Here is a 23,524-nt window from a genome sequence, read left to right on the forward strand (position 1 = left end):
GGGGGGGGGGGGGGGGCCCCCCCCCCCCCCCCCCCCCGGCGGTGCGTGTCCCCCGACCGACCTCGACCCTGGGTGCCCACCATGCCTCGCAGCTCCCCCGTGGACGGCTTCTCCCTCGCCTACGACAGGAGCGGCGACGGGCCGCCCGTCGTGCTCCTGCACGGGTGGCCCGGCGGCCGCTCCGACTACCGCCTGGTCGCGCCGCTGCTGGCCGGCACCGCCGACGTCGTCGTCCCCGACCTGCGCGGCTTCGGGGAGTCCGACAAGCACCTCGCCGACCCCGACGAGGCGTACACCGGCGCCGCCCAGGCCCGCAGCGTCACCGCGCTCCTCGACGAGCTCGGCCTCGAGGACGTCGTCCTGGCCGGCTACGACATCGGCAGCCGCATCGCCCAGGTCGTCGCGGCGCAGTCCCCCGGGCGGGTGCGCGCGCTCGTCGTCGCCCCGCCCCTGCCGGGCGCCGGGCAGCGGCTGCTCGGGCCCGACGTCCACCGCGAGTTCTGGTACCAGCACTTCCACCGCCTCGACCTCGCCGAGCAGCTGCTCGACGGTGACCGCGACGCCGTCCGGGCGTACCTGGAGCACTTCTGGACGCACTGGTCGGGCCCGTCGTACGCGCCGGCGGCCGAGGACCTCGACCGGCTCGCCGAGAACTACGCCGCGCCCGGGGCCTTCACCGCGTCGATCGGCTGGTACCGGCAGGGCCCGGGCATCCTGGTCCGCGGGCTGGCCGAGCAGGCGCCGGCCCCCGAGGCGCGGCTCGCCGTCCCCACGCACGTGCTCTGGCCGGCGCACGACCCGCTCTTCCCGGTCGAGTGGTCCGACCGGCTCGACGAGTTCCTCGCCGACGTGACGGTGACGCAGCTCCCCGACTCCGGGCACTTCGTGCCGCTCGAGGCCCCCGACGCGTTCGCCTCCGCCGTCCGTGCGGTGCTCGCCGGGAGCTGACCTCACCCGCAGGTGGCGAACGGGTGCGGCGGGACCCGGCCGCTCTCGTCCTCGTCGTCGGCCACCGTGTCGTGCCTAATCTGGAGGCGTGCCCGACCCCGCCGAGATCGATGAACGGATCGACCGCGCGAGCGCACGACCGTTCGGGCGGCGGTTCCACCTGCGCGGGCGCGATCGGGCCACGGCCGAGCTGCGTGGTCCGCAGACGATGCGGGCTCACGCCGGGGAGATCATCGCGGAGCGGCTGGCACCCGCCGAGCCGCGCAACGACGGCCGGCAGACCCCGTACCGCAACCACCCCGTCTTCGTGGCCCAGCACGCGACCGCGACCTGCTGCCGCAGCTGCCTGGAGACGTGGCACGGCATCGCCAAGGGGAAACGGCTCGACCGCGACGAGCGGGCCTACGTGGTCGAGGTGATCGGGCGCTGGATCGACCGCGAGCTGGCGACCTCCGTGGGGGGTCGGACCTCCGAAAGCTCCACCTCACGCCGATCGTGACGGTGGCGCGGCGTTCACAGCCGGCGAGAGCTGAGCTCACCGGCCGTGGACGAGCTCCTGCCAACCGCCGGACGGCGTCACGACGGCCCGCACCGGCCGGTCGTGCGCCTCGCGCGGGAGGTGGTCGAGCCGCTCGTCGTCGAACACCACCGTGACGAGGACGGCGTCCGGCCGGGCGTGGACCAGCGCCCGGTCGTAGTAGCCGCCGCCCCGGCCCAGCCGGATGCCGGAGCGGTCCACGGCCAGCGCCGGGACGACGACGGCGTCGGCCTCCGCGATCGCGGTGGGCCCGAGCCGCGGGCCGACGGGCTGGGACAGGCCGAACCGGCCGTGCTCCAGCTCCCCGGTGTGGACCGCCCAGTCGAGGACCCGCCCCTCCGCCGGGATGACCGGCAGCAGGACGCGGGCGCCCAGCTGCGCGTAGGCGTCCGGCAGCCGGCCGTTGCCGGGCTCGGACGGATCCGGCACGTAGGCCGCCAGCGTGCCGACGCCCGAGAGCCCCTCGAGCAGGGCGGCGGCGACTGCCTCCGCCGCCGCGGCGCGCTCGACCGCCGGACGAGCCCGCCGGCGGAACAGCAGCCCCTCGCGGAGCTCGTCCTTGACCACGACCGGGTCCTCGCGGGAGGTCACCCCGGCAGCGTAGGGAGCAGCCCCGCCGCGCGCAGCGCGCGCCCGATCCCCCGGGCGGCGGCCAGCAGCGCCGGCACCGCGGACACCGCGCCGGCGTCGTTCGGGACGATCACCGAGAGCGCCGCGACGACCTCGCCGAGCCCGTTCCGCACCGGGACCGCGATGCCGGTGGCGTCCGGGTGGACGTGGCCGGGCAGCAGGGCGTACCCGGTGCGCCGGACCTGGTCGAGCAGGGCACGCAGCCGGGCGGGGTCGGTGACCGTCGCCGGAGTCCGGCTCTCGAGCGGCCGGGCGAGCACCCGTTCCTGCAGCTCGGCCGGGCCGTAGGCCATGAGGACGACGCCCGACGAGGAGATGTGCAGCGGCAACCGGCCGGCCACCCGCGAGTAGTTGACGACGGCGTCCCGGGCCGACAGCCGTTCGAGGAAGATGACCTCGTCGCCGTGCAGGACCGCCAGCTGGGCGTGGTGGCCGACCACGGCGTGCAGGTCCTCGAGGTAGGGCATGGCGGCGTCGCGCAGCGAGCGGGTCGGCGCGGCACGGGCGGCCAGCTCCCACATCCGGATCCCCACGCGGACCTCGCGGTCCGGGCCCCGGCTGAGCAGCCCGTGGTCGACGAGCTGGCCCACGATCCGCGAGGCGGTGGCCAGGTGCAGCCCGGCCCTGCGCGCCACCTCGCTGACGGTGAGCTCCGGCTCGTCGGGCGTGAACGACTCGAGGATCCGGACGGCGCGGGTGAGCGAGGACTCGCCCGTCGCGACGCGTGGCATGCGGACAGTGTGACACCGGTCTCCCATCCATTGAGAAGGTGTTTCCCGGATCACACCCGGACGGTCCACCGTGGTCCCCATGACCGCCGTCTCCCCCGCGCCGACCCCGGTGGGCGCCGACGTCGCCATGCTCCGCGTCACGGCCAAGGACGTGCAGGCCGACGGGGTGCTCACGCTGGAGCTCGCCGCCCCGTCCGGCGGGCGGCTGCGCGACTGGACACCCGGCTCGCACATCGACCTCGTGCTGCCGAACGGCATGACCCGGCAGTACTCCCTGTGCGGCGACAGGTGGGACCCGTTCACCTACCGGGTCGGCGTCCTCCTGGAGCTGGAGAGCCGCGGCGGCTCCAGCTACGTGCACGACTCGCTCCAGGTCGGCGATCTGGTGGGCGTGGGCGGCCCGCGCAACAACTTCCCGCTCGTCCCCTCGGACCGCTACCTCTTCGTCGCCGGGGGCATCGGCATCACGCCGATCCTGCCGATGGTGCGCCAGGCCGAGATGCTCGGCGCCGACTGGAGGCTGCTCTACGGTGGCCGCCGGCGCGCGTCGATGGCCTTCCTCGACGAGTTGGCCCGATACGGCGATCGCGTAGAGGTGGTGCCGCGCGACGAGTCCGGTCTCCGGCGCTCCCTGCCCGGCTTCCTCGGCGAGCCGCGGGAGGGCGTGCGGATCTACGCCTGCGGGCCCGCTCCCCTGCTCGCCGCCGTGGAGAGCCTCTGCGCCGGCTGGCCGCCGCACACGCTGCGCACCGAGCGGTTCGTCGCCGAGGAGGCCGGCGCGCCGGTGCGGACCGCGCCGTTCGAGGTCGAGCTGGCGCGGACCGGCACCACGGTGACCGTGACCCCCGACCTGACGGTGCTGGAGGCGCTCAGCCAGGTCGGCGTCGAGGTGCTCTCCTCGTGCCGCCGCGGGGTCTGCGGCACCTGCGAGACGACCGTGCTGGCCGGCCGCCCCGACCACCGCGACGCCCTGCTCGACGACGACGAGCGGGACGTCAACGACTGCATGTACGTCTGCGTCTCCCGCTCGCGCGACGAGCGCCTCGTCCTCGACCTCTGACCCCCACGGGACTTTCTGTACAGGAAGTCCCTCTTCCGGGAGGAAATGATGACCGCGACCGTCCCGACCGGCACCGCACTGCCGACCAGCGACGTGGACCCGTTCAGCCACGAGGTGCTCGAGGACCCCCTCCCGATGCACACCGAGCTGCGCGAGGCCGGACCCGTCGTGCACCTGAGCCGCTACGACGTCTACGCCATGGCCCGCTACGACGAGGTCTACGCGGCGCTGGTCGACTGGCAGGGCTTCCAGTCGGCCGCGGGCGTCGGGCTGTCGAACTTCCGCTACGAGAAGCCGTGGCGGCCGCCGAGCATCGTGCTGGAGGCGGACCCGCCGAAGCACGACGCGCCCCGCCGGGTGCTGCAGAAGGTGCTGGGGCCGCGGGCGCTGCGCCGGCTGCACGACGGCTGGGCGGCCGACGCCGAGGCGCTGGTAGACGAGGTACTCGCCCGCGGGACCGCCTTCGACGCCGTCGCCGACCTCGCCGCCACGTTCCCGCTCCGGGTGTTCCCCGACGCCGTCGGGATCGAGAAGACGGGGCGGGAGAACCTGCTGCCCTACGGCGACCACGCCTTCAACGCCTTCGGGCCGGCCAACGACCTCGTCGCCAAGGGCGCGCCGCGGGTGGCCGAGCTCTCGGCCTGGGTCAACACGCAGTGCCGGCGCGACGTGCTGGCCCCGACCGGGTTCGGCGCGGACATCTGGGCGGCGTCGGACCGCGGCGACATCACCCCCGAGCAGGCCCCGCTCGCGGTGCGGTCGCTGCTCACCGCCGGCGTCGACACGACGGTGCACGGCATCTCCGCCGTCCTCTACGCGTTCGCCACCAACCCCGACCAGTGGCAGCGCGTGCGCGAGGACGCAGGCCTGGCGCGCGTCGCCTTCGACGAGGCGGTGCGCTGGGAGTCGCCGGTGCAGACCTTCTTCCGGACGGCGACCACCGACGTGCGCGTGGGCGACGTCGTCGTCCCCGAGGGCCGCAAGATCCTGATGTTCCTGGCCGCCGCCAACCGCGACCCGCGGCGCTGGGCGGACCCGGACACCTTCGACCTCTCGCGGGACCCGTCGGGGCACGTCGGGTTCGGCATGGGCATCCACCAGTGCGTCGGCCAGCACGTGGCGCGCCTGGAGGCCGCGACCCTCGTGACGGCGCTCGCCCGCCGGGTGCGGACGATCGGGCTCGACGGCCCGACGAAGCGGCACCACAACAACACGCTGCGGGCCTGGGAGAGCATCCCGGTGCGGGTGACGCTCGGCTGACCGTTCAGCGGCGGGCGGCGAAGGCGAGGACGTCGGTGGCGACCCGCTTGTCCGTGCCGGTGCCCAGGTGCCCCTTGCCCTCGTACCGCACGACCCGGCAGCCGGGGATGAGTGCGGCGGTCTCGTCGATGATCCCCGGCGGGAAGAACCGGTCGCGGCTCCCGGAGACGATCAGCACCGGGACCCGGACACCGGGGAGCACGGCGCGGGAGTCGAACGACGTCTCCGCCCTCAGCTCGACCAGGACGTCGCCCGGCGGGCAGGGCTCGTCGGCGAACATCAGGCGGCCGACGAGCGGACCCAGGAGCCGCCGCGCCGGGCGCAGGCGATCCCCCGGCATGACGTACTCGGCGAAGGCGGTGCCGCACCCCGTGGCGTCCCCGCGCGCGAGCGCCGTGGCCATCCGGGTGTCGACGTCCCTGCCCCACTCGCTGACCTCGCAACCCGCGACGACGAGGGCGAGGTGTCCCAGCCGCTCCGGGTGCCGTGCCGCCAGGTACTGGGCCACCATGCCGCCGAAGGACTCCCCGACCACGAGGTCCACCCGGCCGCCGAACTGCTCGGCGATGACCTGGGCGTAGTCGTCGGCCATGTCGGCGATGCCGTGGCCGGCGGGCATGCCGCGGCGGCGGGTGACGATCCAGTTCGTGTAGCCCGCCTCGACGTAGGGCCGGGACTGGCGCACCAGCATCTTCGCCATCGTCCCGGTGGGCACGAAGCTGCCGGGACCGCCCAGGATCGACAGCAGCGTCAGCGGACCGTCCCCCCAGGCCAGGTACTCCATGCCGTTCGGGAACGTGCCGCGCCGGGGCTCCCGCCCCGTCGTCCGGACGTCGGTCATGACGCCACCCTGTCGGCACCGGCGATGGCCGACAAGGGATCTCAGGCCGACGTGCCGCGCAGCTCCTCCAGGATCGGTGCGGCCACCTTGAAGGCGTGGTTGGCGGCCGGGACGCCGGCGTAGATCGCGGCGTGCTGGATGACCTCGGCGATCTCCTCGTCGGTGAGGCCGTTGTTCTTCGCCGCGCGCACGTGCAGCGCGAACTCGTCCCAGTGCCGCAGCGCGATGGTGATCGACAGCGTCATGAGGCTGCGGTCGCGGCGGGCCAGCCCGGGCCGCTGCCAGAGGTCGCCCCACGCGGTGCGGGTGATGAAGTCCTGGAAGTCCGCGGTGAAGGGCGTCGTGCCGGCGACGGCACGGTCGACCCACGCGTCGCCGAGCACCTCCCGCCGGGTCCGCATGCCGGCCTCGCGCCGTTCGTCGTCGGTGCTCATGCGGGGGCTCCAGCCGAGTCGAAGTGGCCGAGCAGCGCGCCGGTGGTCTCCAGCGTCCGCTCGAGGTTGGCCAGGTGGGCGGCCGGGCTGAGGGTCAGCAGCTGCGCGCCGGGGATGCCGCCGGCGATCAGCCGCTGGTGCTCGGGCGGCAGCGCGGGGTCCTCGGCGCCGGAGACGACGAGGGTCGGCGCGGTGATCCGGCCGAGGTCCTCACGCAGGTCCAGCCCGGCCACCACCTCGCAGCAGGCGGCGTAGCCCTCGTCGTCGGCGCCCTCGATCATCCCGACGAGCCGGGCGACCAGGTCGGGGTGCTCCGCGGCGTAGCCCGGGGTCAGCCAGCGCCCCACCACGGTCGGCGCGAACTGGGCAGTGCCACCCGCCCGCGCGGCGGCCGCGCGGTCCAGGAAGCCCTGCGGGTCGGCCTTGGCGGAGCTGCACAGGACGGTGAGGCTCTGCACCCGGTCCGGCTCGCGGACGGCCAGCCGCATCGCCGTCATGCCGCCCAGCGAGAGCCCGGCGACGTGCGCCCGGTCGGCGCCGAGGCGGTCGAGCAGCGCGACGACGTCGTCCACGAGGTCGTCGAGCCCGTACGGTCCCGCGGGCGCCGGGGACTCCCCGTGCCCGCGGGTGTCGTAGGTGACCACCCGGAATCGCTCGGCGAGCGCCGGCACCTGCGGGTCCCACATCCCCCGGGTGGCGCCCAGGGAGTTGGAGAGGACGACGACCGGCGCGTCGGCCGGCCCGTCCTCGGTGTACGCGACGTCGACGGCGGTCATGCGGCTCCTCCGGTACGGGCGGCGTAGGCGGCGAGGACGGCGTCGACCTGCGCGGCGGCCTCGCCGACGTCCGGGCCGCCGCCGAGCAGGGCGGTCACGTCGACGTCGGACCGCTGCGCGACGACCTCGGCGAGCGGACGACCCGAGCGCTGGGCCTCCCGGACCGCCTCCGCGGCGGCGTCGTGGGCCGCGCCGCGGCCGAGTGACGGCGTGAGGGCGTCGGCGAGCGCGCCGGCCAGCTCGGGGTCGCGGGCCGCCTCGACGGCGGCGGCCATCCGGGCGACGTCGACCCGCAGATCGGTCAGGCACTCGGCGAGCCAGGCGGCCGCCGAGCCGACGCTGGCCAGCAGCTCGCCGAGGGTGGGCCACTCGCTGTGCCACGCCCCGGCCGAGCGTTCGTGCTCCTGCTCCATCGCGGCGAGCAGGGTGGCGACGAGCCCGGGCGCCCGGCGGGCGCACGCGCGGGCGGAGATGGCGGCGACCGGGTTGCGCTTGTGCGGCATGGCCGACGACCCACCGCGGCCCTCGGCGCCCTCGCTGACCTCGCCGACCTCGGTCTGCGCCATCAGGACGACGTCGAGCGCGACGGTGGCGAGCACGCCCGCCGCGGCTCCCAGCGCACCGGCGAGGTCGGCGATCGGCAGGCGGACCGTGTGCCACGCGACCGGGGTGGTGGCGAGCCCGAGCTCGGCGGCCAGCGCGGCACGCAGGTCGGTGCCCGACCCGTCGCTGGCCGCCAGCGTGCCGACCGCTCCCCCGTACTGGACCGGCAGGGAGTCGTCGACGGCGACCAGGCGGGCACGGGCGCCCTCGAGCCCGGCCAGCCAGCCGGCGGCCTTGAGGCCGAAGGTGGTGGGCAGGGCCTGCTGCATGAGCGTGCGGCCCATGACGACGTCGTCCCGGTGGGTGCGCGCCAGACCGGCTGCCGCCTCGGCGGCCACCGCGAGATCGCGGTCGATCGCGGCCATGGCGCGGCGGGCGACCAGCAGCATCGCGGTGTCGAGCACGTCCTGGCTCGTCGCGCCGACGTGCACCGCCCGCGCGGCGTCCGAACCCACGGCGTCCTGCAGCACCCGGACCAGCGGCGGTACGGGGTTGCCGGCGTCGGCCGCCCGCGCGAACACCCGCGCCAGGTCCAGCCCGGCCGGCTCCGCGCACGCCGCGGTGACGGCGTCCGCGGCCGTGGTGGGCACCAGCCCGGTGCGCGCGGCAGCCCGGGCGAGCGCCGCCTCGACGTCGAGCAGGGCGTCGAGCCAGGCCGGGTCGGAGACGGCCGCGGAGGCTCCCCCGCGGGCGAAGGTGCCGTCGAAGAGTCCGCTCACACCCACTTCCTACCGGAGCGGGTCATACGGCGAAGAAGACCGTCTCCCGGTCCCCCTGCAGGTAGACGTCGAACCGGTAGCCGTCGTCCGACTTCTCCGCGAGCAGGGTGGCGCGCCGGTCCTCGTCGAGCCCGCGCAGGACGACGTCCTCGGCGTTGGCCTCCGCCTCGTCGGCGAAGTAGATCCGGGTGACCACCCGGTCGAGGAGGCCGCGCGCGAAGATCGAGACGTCGATGTGCGGGGCCTGCAGGCCGCCCTCGCCGTCGGGCACCCGGCCCGGCTTGAGGGTGTGCACGGCGTACTCGCCGGTGCTGGTCTGGGCCCGGGCGTACCCGCGGAAGCCGGGGTAGGACGACGCCCCGCGGGGGTCCTCCGGCGACGGGAAGCCGCCGTCGGGGTCGGCCTGCCAGGTCTCGACCATCGCGTCGGGCACGACCGCGCCGGCGCCGTCGAACACCCGGCCGCGGATCCAGAAGGCACCCGGGGTGCCCTCGGCGGCCGCCAGCTCGCCGTCGGGCCAGGTCAGGCCGATGGCCAGGTAGGGGCCGACGGTCGCGCTCGGGCTGGTGCCCAGCCGCAGCGGCCCCTCCAGGAAGCCGGTGGTCCGGCTGCGCCCGGGCAGCGGCTGGTAGGGCTCGGTGACGTCCGGGACGTCCAGCGGGTTCACCGTCATCAGGCCACGTCTCCGTCGTCCTCGGTCTCGAACGGGGTCTGGTCCGTGCCGCGCAGCACGATGTTCCACTCGAAGGCCAGCGCCCAGTTGTCCACGGTCCGCTCGAGGCTGAACTGGCTGATCGCGCGGTGGCGCGCCGCGGCCGGGATCGAGTTGAAGATCGGGTCCTGGCCGAACAGCGGGTCGTCCGGGAAGTACATCTGGGTGACCAGCCGCTGGGTGAACGCGCGCCCGAACAGGCTGAAGTGGATGTGCGCCGGCCGCCACGCGTTGTGGTGGTTGCCCCAGGGGTAGGCGCCGGGCTTGATCGTCATGAACTCGTAGCGGCCCAGGCTGTCGGTGACCACCCGGCCGAGCCCGTCGAAGTGCGGGTCCAGCGGCGCGGGGAACACGTCGACGACGTGCCGGTAGCGCCCGCCCGCGTTGGCCTGCCACACCTCGACCAGGGCGTCGGGCACCGGGCGGCCGTCGCTGTCGAGCACCCGGCCGTACACGAGGATCCGCTGGCCGACGGCCTCCCCGCCGTTGCGGAGGGTCAGGTCGGCGTCGGTCGGCAGCACGCGGTCCTCGCCGAGCACCGGACCGGTGATCTCGGTGAGCCGGTGCGGCAGGTCGACCGGCGTGCGCAGCGGCGCGCGCAGGGCCGTGCTCCGGTAGTCGGGGAAGCCGACAGGCGTCCGCGTGGCGTCCGGCTCGCGCAGGTACCTCGGCAGGTGCAGGCCGCTCGGCGATGTGGTCCCGGTCATGCCGGGACCGTACGGGCCCCGGGTTAGGCTCTCCAAGCCCGGACTTCCACTGGGCGGGAGGGATTCCGATGGCCGGACGGAGCAGCGCACCCGGCCGTTCGGTGACCTCCCGGGCGCTGGCGATCCTCGACGCGTTCGACGCCTCGACCCCCCGGCTGTCGCTGTCGGAGATCGCCGAGCGCTCCGCGCTGCCGCTGGCCACGGCGCACCGGCTGCTCGGCGAGCTGACCGGCTGGGGAGCGCTCCACCGCCGCGGCGACGGCCGCTACGAGATCGGCCGCAAGCTCTGGGACCTCGGCCTGCTCGCACCGGTGCAGCTCGAGCTCCGCCAGGTCGCCGCACCGTTCCTGCAGGACCTGCACACGACCATCCGCGACACCGTCCACCTCGCCGTCCGGGAGGGCCTGCAAGCGCTGTACGTGGAGCGGATCTCCGGACGCGAGTCGGTGCCGATCGTCAGCCAGGTGGGCAGCCGGCTCCCGCTGCACGCGACCGGGGTCGGCAAGGTGCTGCTGGCCTCGGCGCCGCTGGACGTCGTCGAGCAGGCGCTGCGCTCGCTCAGCCGGCAGACCCGGCACACCGTGGTCGACCCGGGACGCATGCGGCGGGAGCTGGCCGAGGTCCGCCGCCGCCGGTACGCCCGGACGTCGGAGGAGATGTCCCCCGGCGCCGCGTCCCTGGCCGTCCCGGTGCAGGTCGACCGGGACGGCGGGGGTCCGGTCGTCGTGGCCGCGCTCGGGATCGTCGTCCCCCCGCACCGCCGCGACCTGCCGCGTCTCGTACCCGTGCTGGAGATGGCCGCACGGGGCATCGGGCGCGAGCTGGCGCGCACGCGCGACTTCCACTGAGCGGGAGGAACGGGTTCCCAGGCGTCGGTAGCCGCGGTCACACTCGGGCCGTGCGCACCCAGGTAGGCATCATCGGCGCCGGCCCGGCCGGCCTGCTCCTCTCCCGGCTGCTGACGCTGCAGGGCATCGACAACGTCGTCCTGGAGAACCGCTCCCGCGACTACGTCGAAGCCCGCATCCGCGCAGGCATCCTCGAGCAGCACACCGTCGACACCCTGACCGAGGCCGGGGTGGGCGACCGGCTGCAGCGCGAGGGCATGGAGCACCGCGGCATCTACCTGCAGTACCCGGGCACCCGCCACAAGCTGGACTTCCCCGAGCTGTGCGGCCGCACGGTGTGGGTCTACGGCCAGACCGAGGTCACCAAGGACCTGATCAAGGCGCAGCTCGACGGCGGCCCGCCGCTGCTCTTCGAGGTCTCCGACGTGCGGCCCGAGGACGTCGACACCGACAACCCGCGCATCCGCTTCACCGACGCCGACGGCAACCCCCAGGTGCTCGAGTGCGACGTCGTCGCCGGCACCGACGGCTTCCACGGCCCGTCGCGCGCCGTCGTCCAGGAGGGCACGACCGGCCGGACCTGGGAGCGCACCTACCCCTACTCCTGGCTCGGGATCCTGGCCGACGCCGCCCCGGCCACCGACGAGCTGATCTACGCCTGGCATCCCGAGGGGTTCGCGCTCTACTCGATGCGCTCGCCGAAGGTCTCGCGGCTCTACCTCCAGGTCGACCCCTCGGAGAAGATCGAGGACTGGTCCGACGACCGCATCTGGGACAACCTCGCCAAGCGGTTCGCGCTCGAGGGCTGGGAGCTGAACACCGGCACCGTCACGGAGAAGTCGATCCTGCCGATGCGGTCGTTCGTCAGCGCCCCGATGCGCCGCGGCCGGCTGTTCCTGGCCGGCGACGCCGCGCACATCGTGCCGCCGACCGGCGCGAAGGGCCTCAACCTCGCCGTAGCCGACGTGACCCTGCTGGCGCCGGCGATCGTGCGGCTGCTCAAGGAGAAGCAGACCGACCTGGTCGACAGCTACTCCGACCGGGCGCTGGCCCGCGTCTGGCGGTGCACCCACTTCTCCTGGTTCATGACGTCGATGCTGCACCGGTCCGGCGACGACTTCGACGCCGAGCTCCAGCTCTCCCAGCTCCGGCGGGTGTGCTCGTCGGAGCCCGCGGCCCGCGAGCTCGCCGAGAACTACACCGGCCTCCCCCTCGACCTCTGACGCCGGCACGAGATCTGCACACTCGGGGCCATCAGCGCCTGATCGCCCCGAGTGTGCAGATCTCATCCGCGTAGGGCGCGCTTGATCCGGGCGACGACGTCGTCGGGGCGACCGATGACGTCGGCCGAGGTGAACCGCAGGATCGTCCAGCCGGCAGCGACGAGCGCGTTCTGGCGTCGCACGTCGTCCACGAACGTCTTGCGCTCCCGATGGTGGTCGCCATCGAACTCGACCAGCACTTTGAGCTCCGGCCATGCGAAGTCCGCGAAGAACCTGCCGTCGGGCGTTCGGATCTCGTGCTGGAGCACCGGTGCCGGAACCCCGGCGGCGTGGAGCAACCAGCGCAGCACCGACTCCATCGGGGAATCCGATCCCCGGTCACCGACGGGGAGCACCGCCCGCGCCCGGGCCGCCCCCCTCCCCGACGGCCGGAGGTCCAGCTGAGCCCTCAGCTGTGCGCGCGTGCACCAGCGGGCGAGCACCTGGTCGGTGACGGCGAGCAGCGCGGGCGGGGCGAGGACCATGGCCAGGTCCCGCCAGGTGCGCTGCGGCGTGGTGAGCCGGACGCCGAGCCGCTCGGACACCTCGTCGGCGACCAGCGGGCTGCGGTGGATCGCTCGATCGGACCGTGCGCGCACCGCCGATCCCGTCGCGACCGTGAGGTGCACTCTCTCGTCATCCGCCTGCAGGGGGATCGCCAGCCCCCAGATGGCCGCAGCGGTGACATGGCTGACCACCGCGTTCGGCGGCGCGGTCAGGAGGACGGCAGCAATCCGCGCCGTGACGTCCTGCAGCAGCGCCCGCGGCAGGTAGGTGTCCCTCGAGAGGCGGACGACGCCACGATGCCTGAGCTGCGCGTCGGAGATGCCTGCTGCCGCCGCGCCCGAGCGGGTGGCCGGGCCCGTGAGGCGAGGAGGCACAGGGCGGGTGGGCATCGGCGCAGCCTGCTGGAAACGCCTCGGTGAGCGCTGACACCGTCCACAGACCGTCCGCGAGATCTGCACACTCGGGGCCATCAGCGCCTGATGGCCCCGAGTGTGCAGATCTCGCGCGTTCAGGCGAGGGGTTCGAGGGTGGCGCGGACGCCGCGGGTGCGCAGGGACTGCAGCGTCGCCACGTAGGTGCTCGTGAACCGCTCGTCGTCCACCAGGTCGCCGAACAGCTCGCGGTCGGCCACGAAGGCGAGCGGGTCGGCCGCCCGCGCCCGGGCGGCGAGCGCCTCGGCCCGCGAGTCGCTGAGCTCGATCCGCCGGCCGTCGTCGTCGGCGCCGTCCGCCGAGCGCGCCCAGGCGGCCAGGACGGCGACCGACCGCCAGATCTCCCCGCCCGAGGCGAGGTTCGCGCGCAGCACCGGCAGCAGGAACTGCGGGATGCGGTCGGACGCCTCGGCGCAGATCCGGTCGAGGGTGTCGGCGATCGCCGGGCTGGCGAAGCGCCCGACCAGGTCCGCCTTGTACGCGTCGAGGTTGATGCCGGGCACCGGGGACAGCGTCGGGGTCGCCTCCTCGTCGAGGTAGCCCCGCAGCAGCCGGCGGAACAGCTCGTCGCCGCATGCCTCGTGCACGTACCGCAGCCCGGCCAGGCGGCCCGGCTGGGCCAGCACCTGGTGACCGGCGTTGAGCAGCCGCAGCTTCATCAGCTCGTACGGAACGACGTCGTCGACGAGCTGGACGCCGGCGTCCTCGAGCGGCGGCCGGCCGCAGGAGAACGTGTCCTCCAGGACCCACTGCGTCCACGGCTCGCAGACGACGGGCCACCGGTCCTCGACGCCGAAGCGCTCGGCGACGTCGGCCCGGTCGTCGTCCGTGGTCGCGGGAGTGATCCGGTCGACCATCGAGTTCGGGAAGGGCACCTCGCGGCGCACCCACTCCCCCAGCTCCGGGTCACGCAGCCCGGCGAACGCGGCGTAGCTGCTGCGGGCGAGGTCGCCGTTGTGCGGGATGTTGTCGCAGGAGACCACGGTGAACGGGGCGATCCCCCGCTCGCGCCGCCGCACCAGCGCCTCGACCACGAGGCCGAAGGACGTCCGCAGGGCCGCGCCCGGCTGGAGGTCGTTGACGACCCCGGGGTTCGAGCCGTCGAACTCGCCGGTGACCGCCGAGGCGTTGTAGCCGCCCTCCGTGACCGTCAGCGAGACGATGCGGGTCGCGGGATCCGCCATCCGCGCCACGACGGCCTCCGGGTCGTCCGGCGCGAACAGGTACTCGACGATCGACCCGATGACGCGGGCGTCCTCTGACCCGTCCGGCTTGCGGACGACGAGCGTGTAGAGGCAGTCCTGCTCCGCCATGACCTCGGCCATCGTGCGGTCGGACGGCAGCACCCCCACCCCGCAGATGCCCCAGTCGAGGGCCCGCCCCCGGGACATCAGCCGGTCCAGGTACATCGCCTGGTGGGACCGGTGGAAGCCGCCGACCCCGAGGTGGACGATGCCCGGCCGGACCTGGCTCCGGTCGTAGGACGGCGTCGCGACCTGCCCGTTCAGGGACCGCAGGGAGCGCGCGGCGAGAGGCGTCACGCGGACACCATGCCCGCTGCGCCGCCGCCGGAACGGCAGGACGCGGCATTTCCGCGCCACGCCGCCCGCCGCCCCCAGCTACCCGCCGGTAGCAGATGTGGGATCGTCGGCTCGACCCGAACGTTGACGACGGCACCACAGGAGCGGCCGCCGTCGAGGAAAGAGGACCGATGCGGTTGCAGCTGTCCCCGGAGCTCGAAGCCTTCCGGGACGAGATGCGGACCTTCTTCACCACCCAGGTGCCCCAGGAGATCCGGGACAAGGTCGCCGCCCACCGGCACCTGAGCAAGGACGAGTTCGTCGTCGCCCAGCAGGCGCTCAACGCCGCCGGGCTCGCCGTGCCGCACTGGCCGGTCGAGTGGGGCGGCAAGGACTGGACGCCGCTGCAGCGCCACATCTGGCGCGAGGAGATGCAGCTGGCCAACGTGCCGGAGCCCCTGGCGTTCAACGCCAGCATGATCGGCCCGGTCCTCGCCGCCTTCGGCACCCAGGAGCAGAAGGAGCGGTTCCTGGCCAAGACGGCCAACCTCGACATCTGGTGGTGCCAGGGCTTCTCCGAGCCCGACGCCGGCTCCGACCTCGCCTCGCTGCGCACCACCGCCGTCCGCGACGGCGACGACTGGGTGGTCAACGGCCAGAAGACCTGGACCACGCTCGGCCAGCACGCCGACTGGATCTTCTGCCTGGTCCGCACCGACCCGACCGCCGAGAAGAAGCAGCGCGGCATCTCGATGCTCGTCTTCCCGATGGACACCCCGGGCGTGACCCTGCGGCCGATCGAGCTGCTCGACGGCGGCTTCGAGGTCAACGAGGTCTTCTTCGAAGACGTCCGCGTGCCGGCGGAGAACCTCGTCGGCGAGGAGAACCAGGGCTGGACGATCGCCAAGTTCCTGCTCGGCAACGAGCGCGTCGGCATCGCCCGGGTCGGCTCGACCAAGCGGATGCTCGCGCAGGCCAAGGAGCACGCGCAAGCGATCACCTCCGGCGGCCGCCCGCTGGCCGACGACCCGTTCGTGGCCGCGCGCATCGCCGAGCTCGAGAACGAGCTGCTGGCGCTCGAGCTCACCGCCCTCCGGGTGGTCGCCAACTCCGCCGACGGCAAGCCCCACCCGGCCTCGTCGGTGCTCAAGCTGCGCGGCTCGGAGCTGCAGCAGGCGGCGACCGAGCTGTTCGTCGACCTCGCCGGCCCGCTCTCCCTGGCCTCCTTCGCCGAGGAGGGCTCCGACGTGCCCGACTGGGCCCGGGTCGCGACGCCGAACTACCTGAACTACCGCAAGGTCTCCATCTACGGGGGCTCCAACGAGGTGCAGCGCACCATCATCGCCGGCTCGATCCTGGGGTTGTGAGACGACAGTGAACTTCGACTACGACAGCGAGCAGAACGACCTCCGCGAGGCGGTGCGCGGCCTGCTCGCCCGCGCCTACCCCAGCACCGAGCAGCGCCGCGCGGTGACGAAGAACGACCCCGGCTTCGACGAGAAGACCTGGGCACGGCTGGCCGAGATGGGCCTGCTGGGCCTGCCCTTCTCCGAGGAGGACGGCGGAATGGGCGCCGGCCCGGTCGAGGTGGCGATCGTCGCCGAGGAGATCGGGCGGATCCTCGCACCCGAGCCCTTCATCGAGACCGTCGTGCTGGCCGGTGGGCTGATCGCCGCCGTCGGCACCCCGGAGCAGAAGGCCGAGCTGCTCGGTGGCATCTCGGAGGGGACGACGATCGCCGTCTTCGCGCACGCCGAGCCCGGCACGCGCTGGACGCCGACGGCCGAGGCCGTCACCGCCACGCAGAGCGGCGACGGCTGGACGCTGACCGGCGTCAAGGAGCCGGTCCCCAGCGGTGCCCGCGCCGACGTGCTCGTCGTCAGCGCGGCCGTCGACGGCGGCACGGGGCTGTTCGTCGTCCAGGGCGACGCCTCCGGGCTGACCCGCACCGGCTACCGCACCCACGACGGCACCCGGGCGGCCAACGTCCGCTTCGACGGCACCCCGGCCGTGGCCCTCGGCACCGGTGACCAGACCGCCGCCATCGAGCGGGCGCTCGCCGAGGCCCGGATCGCCTACGGCCACGAGGCGCTCGGCGCCATGGACACGGCGCTGCGCACCACCGCCGAGTACCTCAAGACGCGCAAGCAGTTCGGCGTCACCCTCAACAAGTTCCAGGCGCTCACCTTCCGGGCCGCGGACATGTACGTGTCCCTGGAGCTGGCCCGCAGCGTCGCGCTGTGGGCGTCGATGGTGCAGGAGGCCGGGGGCGACGTCGTCTCGGCCGCGGACCGCGTCCGGCTGCAGACCAGCCGCGCGGGCCGGCACATCGGCAAGGAAGCCATCCAGCTGCACGGCGGCATCGGCGTCACCGCCGAGTACTCCGTCGGGCACTACACGAGCCGTCTCACCGCGATCGACCACCTGCTCGGGGACGGCGACTGGGCCGCCGCCCGCCTCGCCGAGGGCGTGGCGAGCTACGAGACGGTCGACCCGCTGGGCGCGCCGTACGCCGGCTGACCCCACCGTCCGGAGCCCCGTCCCGCACCGCGGGACGGGGCTCCGTCGCGTCCCGGGCCCGTCGCCCGATCGGGGTCTGGTGCCGTGGTCCGGGTTCCGGCACGCTCCGGTAACGGTGTGCCCCCTCAGGTCGCAGCCGCCCCACGCGCACGACACGCGCCCGCCCGGGGGGCCGACCTGGTCCAGGCTTCCGCCGTTGCTGATCGTCGCCGGGGAACGCCCCGGGGCGGAACCCTGGAGGAAGCCCGTGCGCATGCCCCGACTCGTGGCCGGAGGCGCCGTCCTGGTCGCCCTGGCCGGCACCGCCGCCTGCGGCGCACAGGCCCTCGAGCCGAAGCTGGCCCTGCGCGACGCGTTCGCCGAGCTCGTGGAGGACAGGGCCGGCGCCGTGGAGCTGTCCATCGCCAGCTCCGCCGACGAGGTCCGGGCGTTCGCCGAGTCCGCCGAGCCCGAGGCCGACCCCGGCCTCTCCGACGACGTCCTGGAGACGGTGCTGTCGTCGTCGCTCGACCTCGCCTACGACCTCGGCGAGGACGAGAGCGACACCGACGACGCGAGCAGCGTCGTCGTCCGGATCGACGACCTGGTCGCCGGCGAGCTGCGCTCCATCGGGTACACGGCGTACGCGCGGGCCGATCTCGACGGCCTGGCGGAGCGCTTCCCCGAGATGCAGCAGGGGCTCGACGAGTTCCGCGCCGGGCTCACCGGCGAGGACGGCGTCTCCGGCCCCGCCCCGGACGAGATCCGCGAGCCGGCCACCGCGCTGCTCGACGGCGACTGGGTCTCCGTCGACGTCGAGGCCTACCTGGAGCAGCTGGAGGAGATGTCGGGCGGTGCGGCCATGCCCGACGACGCGACGCGGGAGATGCGCGACCTCCTGGGCGAAGCCCTCAAGGGCGGCGTCACGGCCGTCGAGCGCCGGGAGGCCGACGAGAACGGCGACCACCTCGTCGCCACCGTGGACGTCCGCGAGGTCTGGGGCGAGCTCAAGGCCGGCCTGCCCGGCCTCTACGACGAGGCCACCGCCGCGGAGCTGGAGAAGCAGCTGCCGACGGTCGACTCGATCCCGGAGCTGCAGATCGACGTCTCGTTCTGGGTGCGCGACGGCGAGCTGAAGCGGGCCGAGCTCGACGTCGCCCAGTTCGTCGAGGGCGCCGAGGGCTCGCTCGTGCTGCGGGCCGACCTGGGCCCCGCACGGGAGATCACCGCCCCGGACGGCGCCGCCGAGGTCGACCTCGAGGCCCTCATGGCCGTCGGCATGTCCGAGCTGCCCGGCTACGGGGCCGGGGGCGAGGTCGGGACCGAGGTCCCGCTGGACGCCTACACCGTCGCCACCTGGGTCGACATGGACATCGCGGCCACCGCGTACGAGCAGGGCGGCGAGCCGTCGGCCGCGCTGCTCCCCGACGTCCTGCCCTACTACGAGGGCGTGGCCCCGGACCTGGTCATCACGGCGGTCGGCGAGCTGGTCCAGGTCGCCATCGGTGCGGACGTCGTCTGCCTGACCCCGTCCGAGGACGGCTTCGCCGAGGACATCGCCCCCGGCCCCTGCTGACCGGCCGCGACGGCGGTCAGCGGGCCAGCCGCCCGACCACGAGGCGGTTGGCCCAGTCGGGGGTGACGGCGGAGACCGCGGCCAGGACCTTCGTCTGCCGGCCGACGGCCCGGTGCGGGCCGCGCAGCGGGACACCCCGCTCGTGCACGACCCGCCAGGCTGCCGCGGCGACGTCGTCCGCGGTGAGCCGCACCCCGAGGCTGGCGACGCTGGTCGCCCGGACGCCGTCCCGGGTGACCATCTCGGTGGCGACGAACAGCGGGACCAGGCTCCGCACCCGGATCCCCTCGCCCCGCCACTCGATGTCGAGCGCCTCGGTGAGCGATCGGACCGCCGCCTTGGTCGCGCCGTAGGTGGCCAGGGTCGGCTGGCCGTACATCGAGGACGCCGAGCACAGGTTGAGCAGCAGGCCGCCCGGCGACCGCAGGAACGGGTGGCCCTCGACCGCGCCGTTGACCACCCCGGTCACGTTGACGTCGACCATGCGGCGGTGGCTGTCCAGGTCGATCTCGGTGAAGGGCCCGGACGAGAGCACGCCCGCGTTGTTGACCAGGACGTCGAGGCGGCCGTCCCCGCAGAACTCCCGGAGCACCGACCGCCACTGGCCGGCGTCGCGGACGTCCAGTCCTCCGGGGACGGCGCGCTCGCGGCCGGCCGCCGCCTCCGCCGCGGCGGCCCGGTCGACGTCGAACATGCCGACCCGCCAGCCGCGGGCGAGGAAGAGCTCGGCGGTGGCCCGCCCGATCCCGCGGGCGGCGCCGCTGATGAGGATGCTGCGCGAGGACGTCACCCGGTCACTTCTACCGGAGACCGGCTCCGTCAGTAGACCCAGTCCGACGGGTTGGCGTCCGGGTCGTCGGCGGGCTGACCGAGCATCGCCCGCTTGAGGTCCGCGGCCTCGGTGCGCACCTGGTCGAGGATCGGCACCAGGTCGTCCTCCCGCAGGCGGCCGAGCGTGAGCCGGGAGATCGGGATCTCCTCGTGGTCCTCGTGGGTGAGCCGCGCGGCGACCTCGAAGGCGGCGCGCAGCAGGGCGCCGTCCATCGTCTGGTAGTCGTCGATCTCCTTGAGCGGGGTGGTGAGGACCGCGGGGAAGCCCCACTGCTCCAGGGCCACCGCGGTGAGGAAGAGGCTGTTGATGCCGTAGCGCCGGGTCTCGGCCGCGCGGCGGGCACGGAACGTCGGGTGGGCCGCCACGATCTCGGCGTAGCCCTCCGGGTCGTTGTGGTGCAGCAGGGCCGCGCCGAGCTGCGCGAGCAGCCCGAGGCACAGCGCGTCCGGCGGGCGCTCCCCGAAGCGGGGGGCCATGGTCGAGGCGCCCAGGGCCAGGCTGGTCGTGACGTCCCAGAAGTTGCCGGGCAGCCGCGACTCGTCCTCCATGTTCGTGAGCGCGACGGTCGCCATGGTGCGCACGGTCGTGAACCCGACGACGGTGACGGCGAACTGCAGCGAGGTCACCCGGCCGCGCATGCCGAAGTAGGCGGAGTTGGCCAGCTTCATGACGCGGCCCGCGAGGGCGATGTCGGAGGACAGGATGCGGGCGAGCGTGCGCGCGTCGGTCTCGTCGGAGTTGGCGACGGACACGACCTGGGCGGCGACCGGCTTCTGGACGGCCATCGTGTCGATGCCGGCCAGGATCAGCTCGATGTCGAACACCGGCGCCGGGCCGGCGTCGGCCCCGGGGAACGGGGTGACTGTCATGAGGCGTCCTCTGCGTGGGCGGCGAACCAGGCCGCGGTGTGCCCGCCGGTCATCGGCTTGGCGAGGCTGAAGCCCTGGAGGTAGGTCGCGCCGAGCCGGATCAGCTCCTCGGCCTGCTCGACGGTCTCCACCCCCTCGGCCACGGTGCACAGGTTGAGGTTGCGGGCCATCGCGATGACCGCCGAGGCGATCTCGTTGTGCCCGTCGGCGAGCTCGGCGACGAACGAGCGGTCGACCTTGAGGCAGTCGACCGGCAGGTGCCGCAGGTAGGCCAGCGACGAGTAGCCGGTGCCGAAGTCGTCGATCGCGAGCTCGACCCCGAGGGCGCGCAGCTGGTCGAGCACCTCGCGCGCCGACGCCGGGTCCTTCATGAGGGCCGACTCGGTGATCTCGATCTGGATCCGGGACGGCGCCAGCGCGTGGCGGTCGAGCGCGGCCGCCACCTGGGCGGCGAGGTTGTCGTCGAGCTGCAGCGCCGAGACGTTGACGTTGGCGCGGCCGACGGCGCCGACGCCCAGCAGGTGGTCCCACTCGGCGAGCTGGCGGCAGGTCTCGTCCAGCACCAGCCGGCCCAGGACGGTGATCAGGCCGCTCTCCTCGGCCAGCGGCACGAAGACGCTCGGGCTGATCGGCCCCCGCACCGGGTGGTCCCAGCGGGCGAGCGACTCGACGGCGACCGGCTGGCCGTCGCGGGTGCTGAAGATCGGCTGGTAGTACATCGCGATCTCGCGCCGCTCGACGGCGTCGCGCAGCTCGGTCACCAGGCGGAGCTTGTCGCGGGCCTGCGCGCGGGCCTCCTGGTCGAGGACGGTCACCCGCCCCTTGCCGCTGGCCTTGGCCTGGTACATCGCGATGTCGCAGTCGCGGATCAGCTCCTCGGCCGCCAGGTGCTCGGCCGTCTGCACGGTCACCCCGACGCTGGCGTACGGGCGGATGTCCACGCCGCCCAGCCGCATCGGCTTGGCGAGCGCCTCCGAGACCCGGCCGGCCAGGGCCACGGCCGCCTCCTCGTCCACGTTCTCGCAGACGACGACGAACTCGTCGCCGCCGAAGCGGGCGACCAGGTCGCCGGGACGCACGGTGGCGCGCAGCCGGTCGGCGACCTCGACCAGCAGCTCGTCGCCGGCCGTGTGCCCGAGGGAGTCGTTGACGACCTTGAAGTTGTCCAGGTCGAGGAAGAGGCAGGCCAGGCCACCGTCGCCCTTGGTGAACCGCTCCCCCACGTACTGCGCCAGCAGGGTCCGGTTGGGCAGCCCGGTCAGCGGGTCGTGGTGCGCCTGGTGGGCCAGCTTCGCCTCGAAGGCCAGCCGGTCGGTGATGTCCTCGATCGTGCCGACGAAGCCGGCGCCCACACCCGGGGTGAACAGGTGGGCGAAGCGGATGATCGTCGTCCGCACGCTGCCGTCGTCGCGCACGAGGCGGGCCTGGGTCTCGACCTCCTCGCCGTCGAGCGCGGAGGACACGCGCTCGATCACGGCGTCCAGGTCGTCCTCGTGGATCGTGTCGATCCAGCCCGTGCCGAGCAGCTGCTCGGCCCGCAGGCCCACGAGGGTGCAGAACGCGTCGTTGACGTGGGCCAGCCGCATGCCCTGCTCGGACAGCAGCGTGGGCACCGGCGAGCGCTCGGTCAGCGCGGAGAACCGCCGCTCGTGGGCGTCGGCGGTGGCGCGCAGCGCGCGCTCCTGCTCGTTGGCGGTCGCGAGGATGCGGATCGTCCACATCCGGCCGCCCGGCGACGGGGTGGTCATCACGACCGCCTCGACCTCCGCGCCGCTGGCGGTGTGGACGAGCAGGGTCATGCGCGCGGCACGCTCGCGTCGCAGCAGCAGCTTGAGCTCCCCGCCCCCGAGGGTCGGGAAGAGCTGGGCGACCGGCAGCAGGCGCAGGTCCTCCAGGCCGTAGCCCAGGAGCTGCACGGCGCCCTCGTTGCCCCAGGTCACCCGCTGCGTGCCGCCGACGGTCTCGGCCACGAGGAGAGCGAGGTTGTCGCTCACCGTCGCGCTGTAGAAGACCGTCGAGACGATCTCCGGCGGCACCGCGTCGTCCTCGGGCGCGCTGATCCAGGCGGACACGGTCCTCCCTCCGGTGGTGCGGTCGTCGCCGGTCTGCTCCAGCTGCGGGAACGGCTCCCGTCAGGGGGTCCATCGGCCCGGACCCCCCGCTCCCTTCACCTGAACGACGTCGGCTCCCCCGATGGGGGGAAGCCGGGTCCGCGCGCCGTGACCGGCCCCGGACGGGTCCGGAACTAGCCTCCGCTCCGGAGGTGCCCGTCATGCCGCTCGTCCCGGCCCGCGCCGCGGCCGCTGCCGCCCTGTCGCTCGCGGCCGTCCTCAGCGGCTGCGCCGACTCCGGCGAGCCGCTCTCCGAGGTGTTCCCGGACCCCGCGCTGGCCGCCTGCGTCGCGACGGCGGCAGGCCTGCCGGCCGTCGGCGTCGTCTCGGCGGACGACCTGGCGTCCGTCGACGAGCTCCGCTGCGTCGGAGGCCTGTCCGTCGAGGGACCTGTCCGCTCGCTGGAGGGCATCGGCGAGCTCCCGGCCCTCACCACCGTGGACCTGTCGCGCAACGAGATCTCCGACCTCGGCCCGCTGGCGTCCCTGCCGCGCCTGTCCACGCTGACGCTGACCGACAACGCGGTCGCCGACCTGTCCCCGCTCCGGGGGATGGAGCTGTTCGACCTCGGGCTGTCGCAGAACCCGGTGAGCGACCTCGGGCCGCTGTCCGGCACGACCACGCTGACCGCCCTCGGCGTCGCCGCCGCCCAGGTGACCGACATCAGCGCCCTCGCGGAGCACGACGCGCTGCGCGAGCTCGACCTGTCCGGCAACGCCATCACCGACGTCGCGCCGCTGGCCGGCCTGCCGTCGCTGGACACGCTCCGGCTCTCCCGGAACCGGATCACCGACGCCGCCCCGCTGGGGACGATCCCGACGCTGCTCGTCCTCGACGTGTTCGGCAACGCGATCAGCGACGTCAGCGGGCTGGCCACCGCCCCGCTGCTCCAGGAGCTGCAGCTGGGCGCCAACCCGGTCACCGACCTGACGCCGCTGCTCGGACTGCGGGCGCTGGTCAACCTGGGGCTCGACGAGACGGACCCCGCCGGGCTGACCGGGGTGGACGAGCTCCGCGCGGCCGGGGTGTCGGTCAACGGGCTCGCCTGATCAGGCGAACGCCGTCCCATCTCCCGGGACCGATCGCGTGGCAGTGGTCACATCGGCCTCA

At 74.1% G+C, this 23,524-nt stretch carries 23 protein-coding genes; 10 read left to right on the forward strand and 13 right to left on the reverse strand.

The window, feature by feature from the left end:
* Positions 1-81: 81 nt before the first annotated feature.
* Together ACI78T_RS18665 and ACI78T_RS18670 are read left to right on the forward strand one after the other, a co-directional pair.
* Positions 82-948, forward strand: coding sequence for an alpha/beta fold hydrolase (locus tag ACI78T_RS18665; protein ID WP_456559624.1), 867 nt, complete (start codon positions 82-84; stop codon positions 946-948).
* An 88-nt stretch (positions 949-1,036) separates the two neighbouring features.
* Positions 1,037-1,447, forward strand: a complete 411-nt coding sequence (locus tag ACI78T_RS18670; RefSeq protein ID WP_456559625.1) for a DUF4186 domain-containing protein — start codon at positions 1,037-1,039, stop codon at positions 1,445-1,447.
* 36 nt (positions 1,448-1,483) lie between these two features.
* Here ACI78T_RS18670 and ACI78T_RS18675 read toward each other — a convergent pair whose 3' ends face one another.
* Together ACI78T_RS18675 and ACI78T_RS18680 are read right to left on the reverse strand one after the other, a co-directional pair.
* Positions 1,484-2,077 carry a 5-formyltetrahydrofolate cyclo-ligase gene (locus tag ACI78T_RS18675; RefSeq protein ID WP_456559626.1) on the reverse strand — a complete coding sequence of 198 codons (594 nt, stop codon included), beginning with the start codon at positions 2,075-2,077 and terminating at the stop codon, positions 1,484-1,486.
* Entirely contained in the window at positions 2,074-2,847 is a 774-nt protein-coding gene (locus ACI78T_RS18680; RefSeq protein ID WP_456559627.1) for an IclR family transcriptional regulator, read from the reverse strand. The genes ACI78T_RS18675 and ACI78T_RS18680 overlap by 4 nt, the downstream gene beginning before the upstream one ends.
* Positions 2,848-2,926: 79 nt before the next feature.
* Between ACI78T_RS18680 and ACI78T_RS18685 the strand changes: the two genes are divergently transcribed.
* Together ACI78T_RS18685 and ACI78T_RS18690 are read left to right on the forward strand one after the other, a co-directional pair.
* Positions 2,927-3,907 (forward strand): PDR/VanB family oxidoreductase, encoded by a 981-nt coding sequence (locus ACI78T_RS18685; RefSeq protein WP_456559628.1) that lies wholly within the window; start codon positions 2,927-2,929, stop codon positions 3,905-3,907.
* 48 nt (positions 3,908-3,955) lie between these two features.
* On the forward strand, positions 3,956-5,167 hold the full coding sequence (locus ACI78T_RS18690) for a cytochrome P450 (RefSeq protein WP_456559629.1): 1,212 nt from the start codon (positions 3,956-3,958) through the stop codon (positions 5,165-5,167).
* Positions 5,168-5,171: 4 nt separating this feature from the next.
* Here ACI78T_RS18690 and ACI78T_RS18695 read toward each other — a convergent pair whose 3' ends face one another.
* The 6 genes from ACI78T_RS18695 to pcaH are packed head-to-tail and all read right to left on the reverse strand — an operon-like array spanning position 5,172 to position 9,959.
* Positions 5,172-6,008: an alpha/beta fold hydrolase gene (locus ACI78T_RS18695; protein ID WP_456559630.1), complete on the reverse strand. Its 837-nt coding sequence runs from the start codon at positions 6,006-6,008 to the stop codon at positions 5,172-5,174.
* 41 nt (positions 6,009-6,049) lie between these two features.
* The gene (pcaC, locus tag ACI78T_RS18700; protein WP_456559631.1) at positions 6,050-6,442 is read right to left on the reverse strand and encodes a 4-carboxymuconolactone decarboxylase; all 393 of its coding nucleotides are present in this window, start codon (positions 6,440-6,442) and stop codon (positions 6,050-6,052) included.
* Positions 6,439-7,218 (reverse strand): 3-oxoadipate enol-lactonase, encoded by a 780-nt coding sequence (gene pcaD / locus ACI78T_RS18705; RefSeq protein WP_456559632.1) that lies wholly within the window; start codon positions 7,216-7,218, stop codon positions 6,439-6,441. Before pcaD ends, pcaC begins: the two co-directional genes overlap by 4 nt.
* Entirely contained in the window at positions 7,215-8,540 is a 1,326-nt protein-coding gene (pcaB, locus tag ACI78T_RS18710; protein ID WP_456559633.1) for a 3-carboxy-cis,cis-muconate cycloisomerase, read from the reverse strand. Before pcaB ends, pcaD begins: the two co-directional genes overlap by 4 nt.
* A gap of 22 nt (positions 8,541-8,562) precedes the next feature.
* Entirely contained in the window at positions 8,563-9,213 is a 651-nt protein-coding gene (pcaG, locus tag ACI78T_RS18715) for a protocatechuate 3,4-dioxygenase subunit alpha (RefSeq protein WP_456559634.1), read from the reverse strand.
* Positions 9,213-9,959, reverse strand: a complete 747-nt coding sequence (gene pcaH / locus ACI78T_RS18720) for a protocatechuate 3,4-dioxygenase subunit beta (protein ID WP_456559635.1) — start codon at positions 9,957-9,959, stop codon at positions 9,213-9,215. The genes pcaG and pcaH overlap by 1 nt, the downstream gene beginning before the upstream one ends.
* 68 nt (positions 9,960-10,027) lie before the next feature.
* Here pcaH and ACI78T_RS18725 point away from each other — a divergent pair, with 68 nt between their 5' ends.
* A complete protein-coding gene (locus ACI78T_RS18725) occupies positions 10,028-10,807 on the forward strand; it encodes an IclR family transcriptional regulator (protein WP_456559636.1) in 780 nt (259 codons plus the stop codon).
* Between the two features lie 50 nt (positions 10,808-10,857).
* Complete coding sequence (locus tag ACI78T_RS18730; protein ID WP_456559637.1) at positions 10,858-12,030, forward strand: 4-hydroxybenzoate 3-monooxygenase; 1,173 nt, start codon at positions 10,858-10,860, stop codon at positions 12,028-12,030.
* Between the two features lie 62 nt (positions 12,031-12,092).
* Here the strand turns inward: ACI78T_RS18730 and ACI78T_RS18735 are convergent, their stop codons facing one another.
* Positions 12,093-12,965: a DUF559 domain-containing protein gene (locus ACI78T_RS18735; protein ID WP_456559638.1), complete on the reverse strand. Its 873-nt coding sequence runs from the start codon at positions 12,963-12,965 to the stop codon at positions 12,093-12,095.
* 119 nt (positions 12,966-13,084) lie between these two features.
* The gene (locus ACI78T_RS18740; protein ID WP_456559639.1) at positions 13,085-14,548 is read right to left on the reverse strand and encodes a mannitol dehydrogenase family protein; all 1,464 of its coding nucleotides are present in this window, start codon (positions 14,546-14,548) and stop codon (positions 13,085-13,087) included.
* A gap of 170 nt (positions 14,549-14,718) precedes the next feature.
* On the opposite strand from ACI78T_RS18740, the gene ACI78T_RS18745 reads away from it, so the two are divergent.
* The 3 genes from ACI78T_RS18745 to ACI78T_RS18755 all read left to right on the forward strand — a co-directional run bounded on the left by ACI78T_RS18745 (position 14,719) and on the right by ACI78T_RS18755 (position 18,602).
* Entirely contained in the window at positions 14,719-15,894 is a 1,176-nt protein-coding gene (locus tag ACI78T_RS18745) for an acyl-CoA dehydrogenase family protein (RefSeq protein ID WP_456559640.1), read from the forward strand.
* A 7-nt stretch (positions 15,895-15,901) separates the two neighbouring features.
* Positions 15,902-17,047, forward strand: coding sequence for an acyl-CoA dehydrogenase family protein (locus tag ACI78T_RS18750; RefSeq protein WP_456559641.1), 1,146 nt, complete (start codon positions 15,902-15,904; stop codon positions 17,045-17,047).
* A 253-nt stretch (positions 17,048-17,300) separates the two neighbouring features.
* Positions 17,301-18,602 carry a hypothetical protein gene (locus ACI78T_RS18755; RefSeq protein ID WP_456559642.1) on the forward strand — a complete coding sequence of 434 codons (1,302 nt, stop codon included), beginning with the start codon at positions 17,301-17,303 and terminating at the stop codon, positions 18,600-18,602.
* 16 nt (positions 18,603-18,618) lie between these two features.
* Here ACI78T_RS18755 and ACI78T_RS18760 read toward each other — a convergent pair whose 3' ends face one another.
* From ACI78T_RS18760 to ACI78T_RS18770, 3 genes are read right to left on the reverse strand one after another with little or no spacing between them, the layout of a single operon-like run.
* Complete coding sequence (locus ACI78T_RS18760) at positions 18,619-19,392, reverse strand: SDR family oxidoreductase (protein WP_456559643.1); 774 nt, start codon at positions 19,390-19,392, stop codon at positions 18,619-18,621.
* Between the two features lie 29 nt (positions 19,393-19,421).
* Positions 19,422-20,303, reverse strand: coding sequence for an HDOD domain-containing protein (locus tag ACI78T_RS18765; protein ID WP_456559644.1), 882 nt, complete (start codon positions 20,301-20,303; stop codon positions 19,422-19,424).
* Positions 20,300-22,375 carry a putative bifunctional diguanylate cyclase/phosphodiesterase gene (locus tag ACI78T_RS18770; protein ID WP_456559645.1) on the reverse strand — a complete coding sequence of 692 codons (2,076 nt, stop codon included), beginning with the start codon at positions 22,373-22,375 and terminating at the stop codon, positions 20,300-20,302. The genes ACI78T_RS18765 and ACI78T_RS18770 overlap by 4 nt, the downstream gene beginning before the upstream one ends.
* A gap of 200 nt (positions 22,376-22,575) precedes the next feature.
* Here ACI78T_RS18770 and ACI78T_RS18775 point away from each other — a divergent pair, with 200 nt between their 5' ends.
* Positions 22,576-23,463, forward strand: coding sequence for a leucine-rich repeat domain-containing protein (locus ACI78T_RS18775; protein WP_456559646.1), 888 nt, complete (start codon positions 22,576-22,578; stop codon positions 23,461-23,463).
* Positions 23,464-23,524: the final 61 nt, after the last annotated feature.

The sequence above is a fragment of the Blastococcus sp. SYSU D00922 genome, from assembly GCF_054050495.1.

What these genes read in the sequence shown, in the direction of transcription:
- ACI78T_RS18665 (WP_456559624.1), top strand. Translation starts at nt 82, where the DNA reads ATGCCTCGCAGCTCCCCCGTGGACGGCTTCTCCCTCGCCTACGACAGG.
- ACI78T_RS18680 (WP_456559627.1), bottom strand. Translation starts at nt 2,847, where the DNA reads ATGCCACGCGTCGCGACGGGCGAGTCCTCGCTCACCCGCGCCGTCCGG.
- ACI78T_RS18685 (WP_456559628.1), top strand. Translation starts at nt 2,927, where the DNA reads ATGACCGCCGTCTCCCCCGCGCCGACCCCGGTGGGCGCCGACGTCGCC.
- ACI78T_RS18690 (WP_456559629.1), top strand. Translation starts at nt 3,956, where the DNA reads ATGACCGCGACCGTCCCGACCGGCACCGCACTGCCGACCAGCGACGTG.
- ACI78T_RS18695 (WP_456559630.1), bottom strand. Translation starts at nt 6,008, where the DNA reads ATGACCGACGTCCGGACGACGGGGCGGGAGCCCCGGCGCGGCACGTTC.
- pcaC (WP_456559631.1), bottom strand. Translation starts at nt 6,442, where the DNA reads ATGAGCACCGACGACGAACGGCGCGAGGCCGGCATGCGGACCCGGCGG.
- pcaD (WP_456559632.1), bottom strand. Translation starts at nt 7,218, where the DNA reads ATGACCGCCGTCGACGTCGCGTACACCGAGGACGGGCCGGCCGACGCG.
- pcaG (WP_456559634.1), bottom strand. Translation starts at nt 9,213, where the DNA reads ATGACGGTGAACCCGCTGGACGTCCCGGACGTCACCGAGCCCTACCAG.
- pcaH (WP_456559635.1), bottom strand. Translation starts at nt 9,959, where the DNA reads ATGACCGGGACCACATCGCCGAGCGGCCTGCACCTGCCGAGGTACCTG.
- ACI78T_RS18725 (WP_456559636.1), top strand. Translation starts at nt 10,028, where the DNA reads ATGGCCGGACGGAGCAGCGCACCCGGCCGTTCGGTGACCTCCCGGGCG.
- ACI78T_RS18735 (WP_456559638.1), bottom strand. Translation starts at nt 12,965, where the DNA reads ATGCCCACCCGCCCTGTGCCTCCTCGCCTCACGGGCCCGGCCACCCGC.
- ACI78T_RS18745 (WP_456559640.1), top strand. Translation starts at nt 14,719, where the DNA reads ATGCGGTTGCAGCTGTCCCCGGAGCTCGAAGCCTTCCGGGACGAGATG.
- ACI78T_RS18755 (WP_456559642.1), top strand. Translation starts at nt 17,301, where the DNA reads ATGCCCCGACTCGTGGCCGGAGGCGCCGTCCTGGTCGCCCTGGCCGGC.
- ACI78T_RS18765 (WP_456559644.1), bottom strand. Translation starts at nt 20,303, where the DNA reads ATGACAGTCACCCCGTTCCCCGGGGCCGACGCCGGCCCGGCGCCGGTG.
- ACI78T_RS18775 (WP_456559646.1), top strand. Translation starts at nt 22,576, where the DNA reads ATGCCGCTCGTCCCGGCCCGCGCCGCGGCCGCTGCCGCCCTGTCGCTC.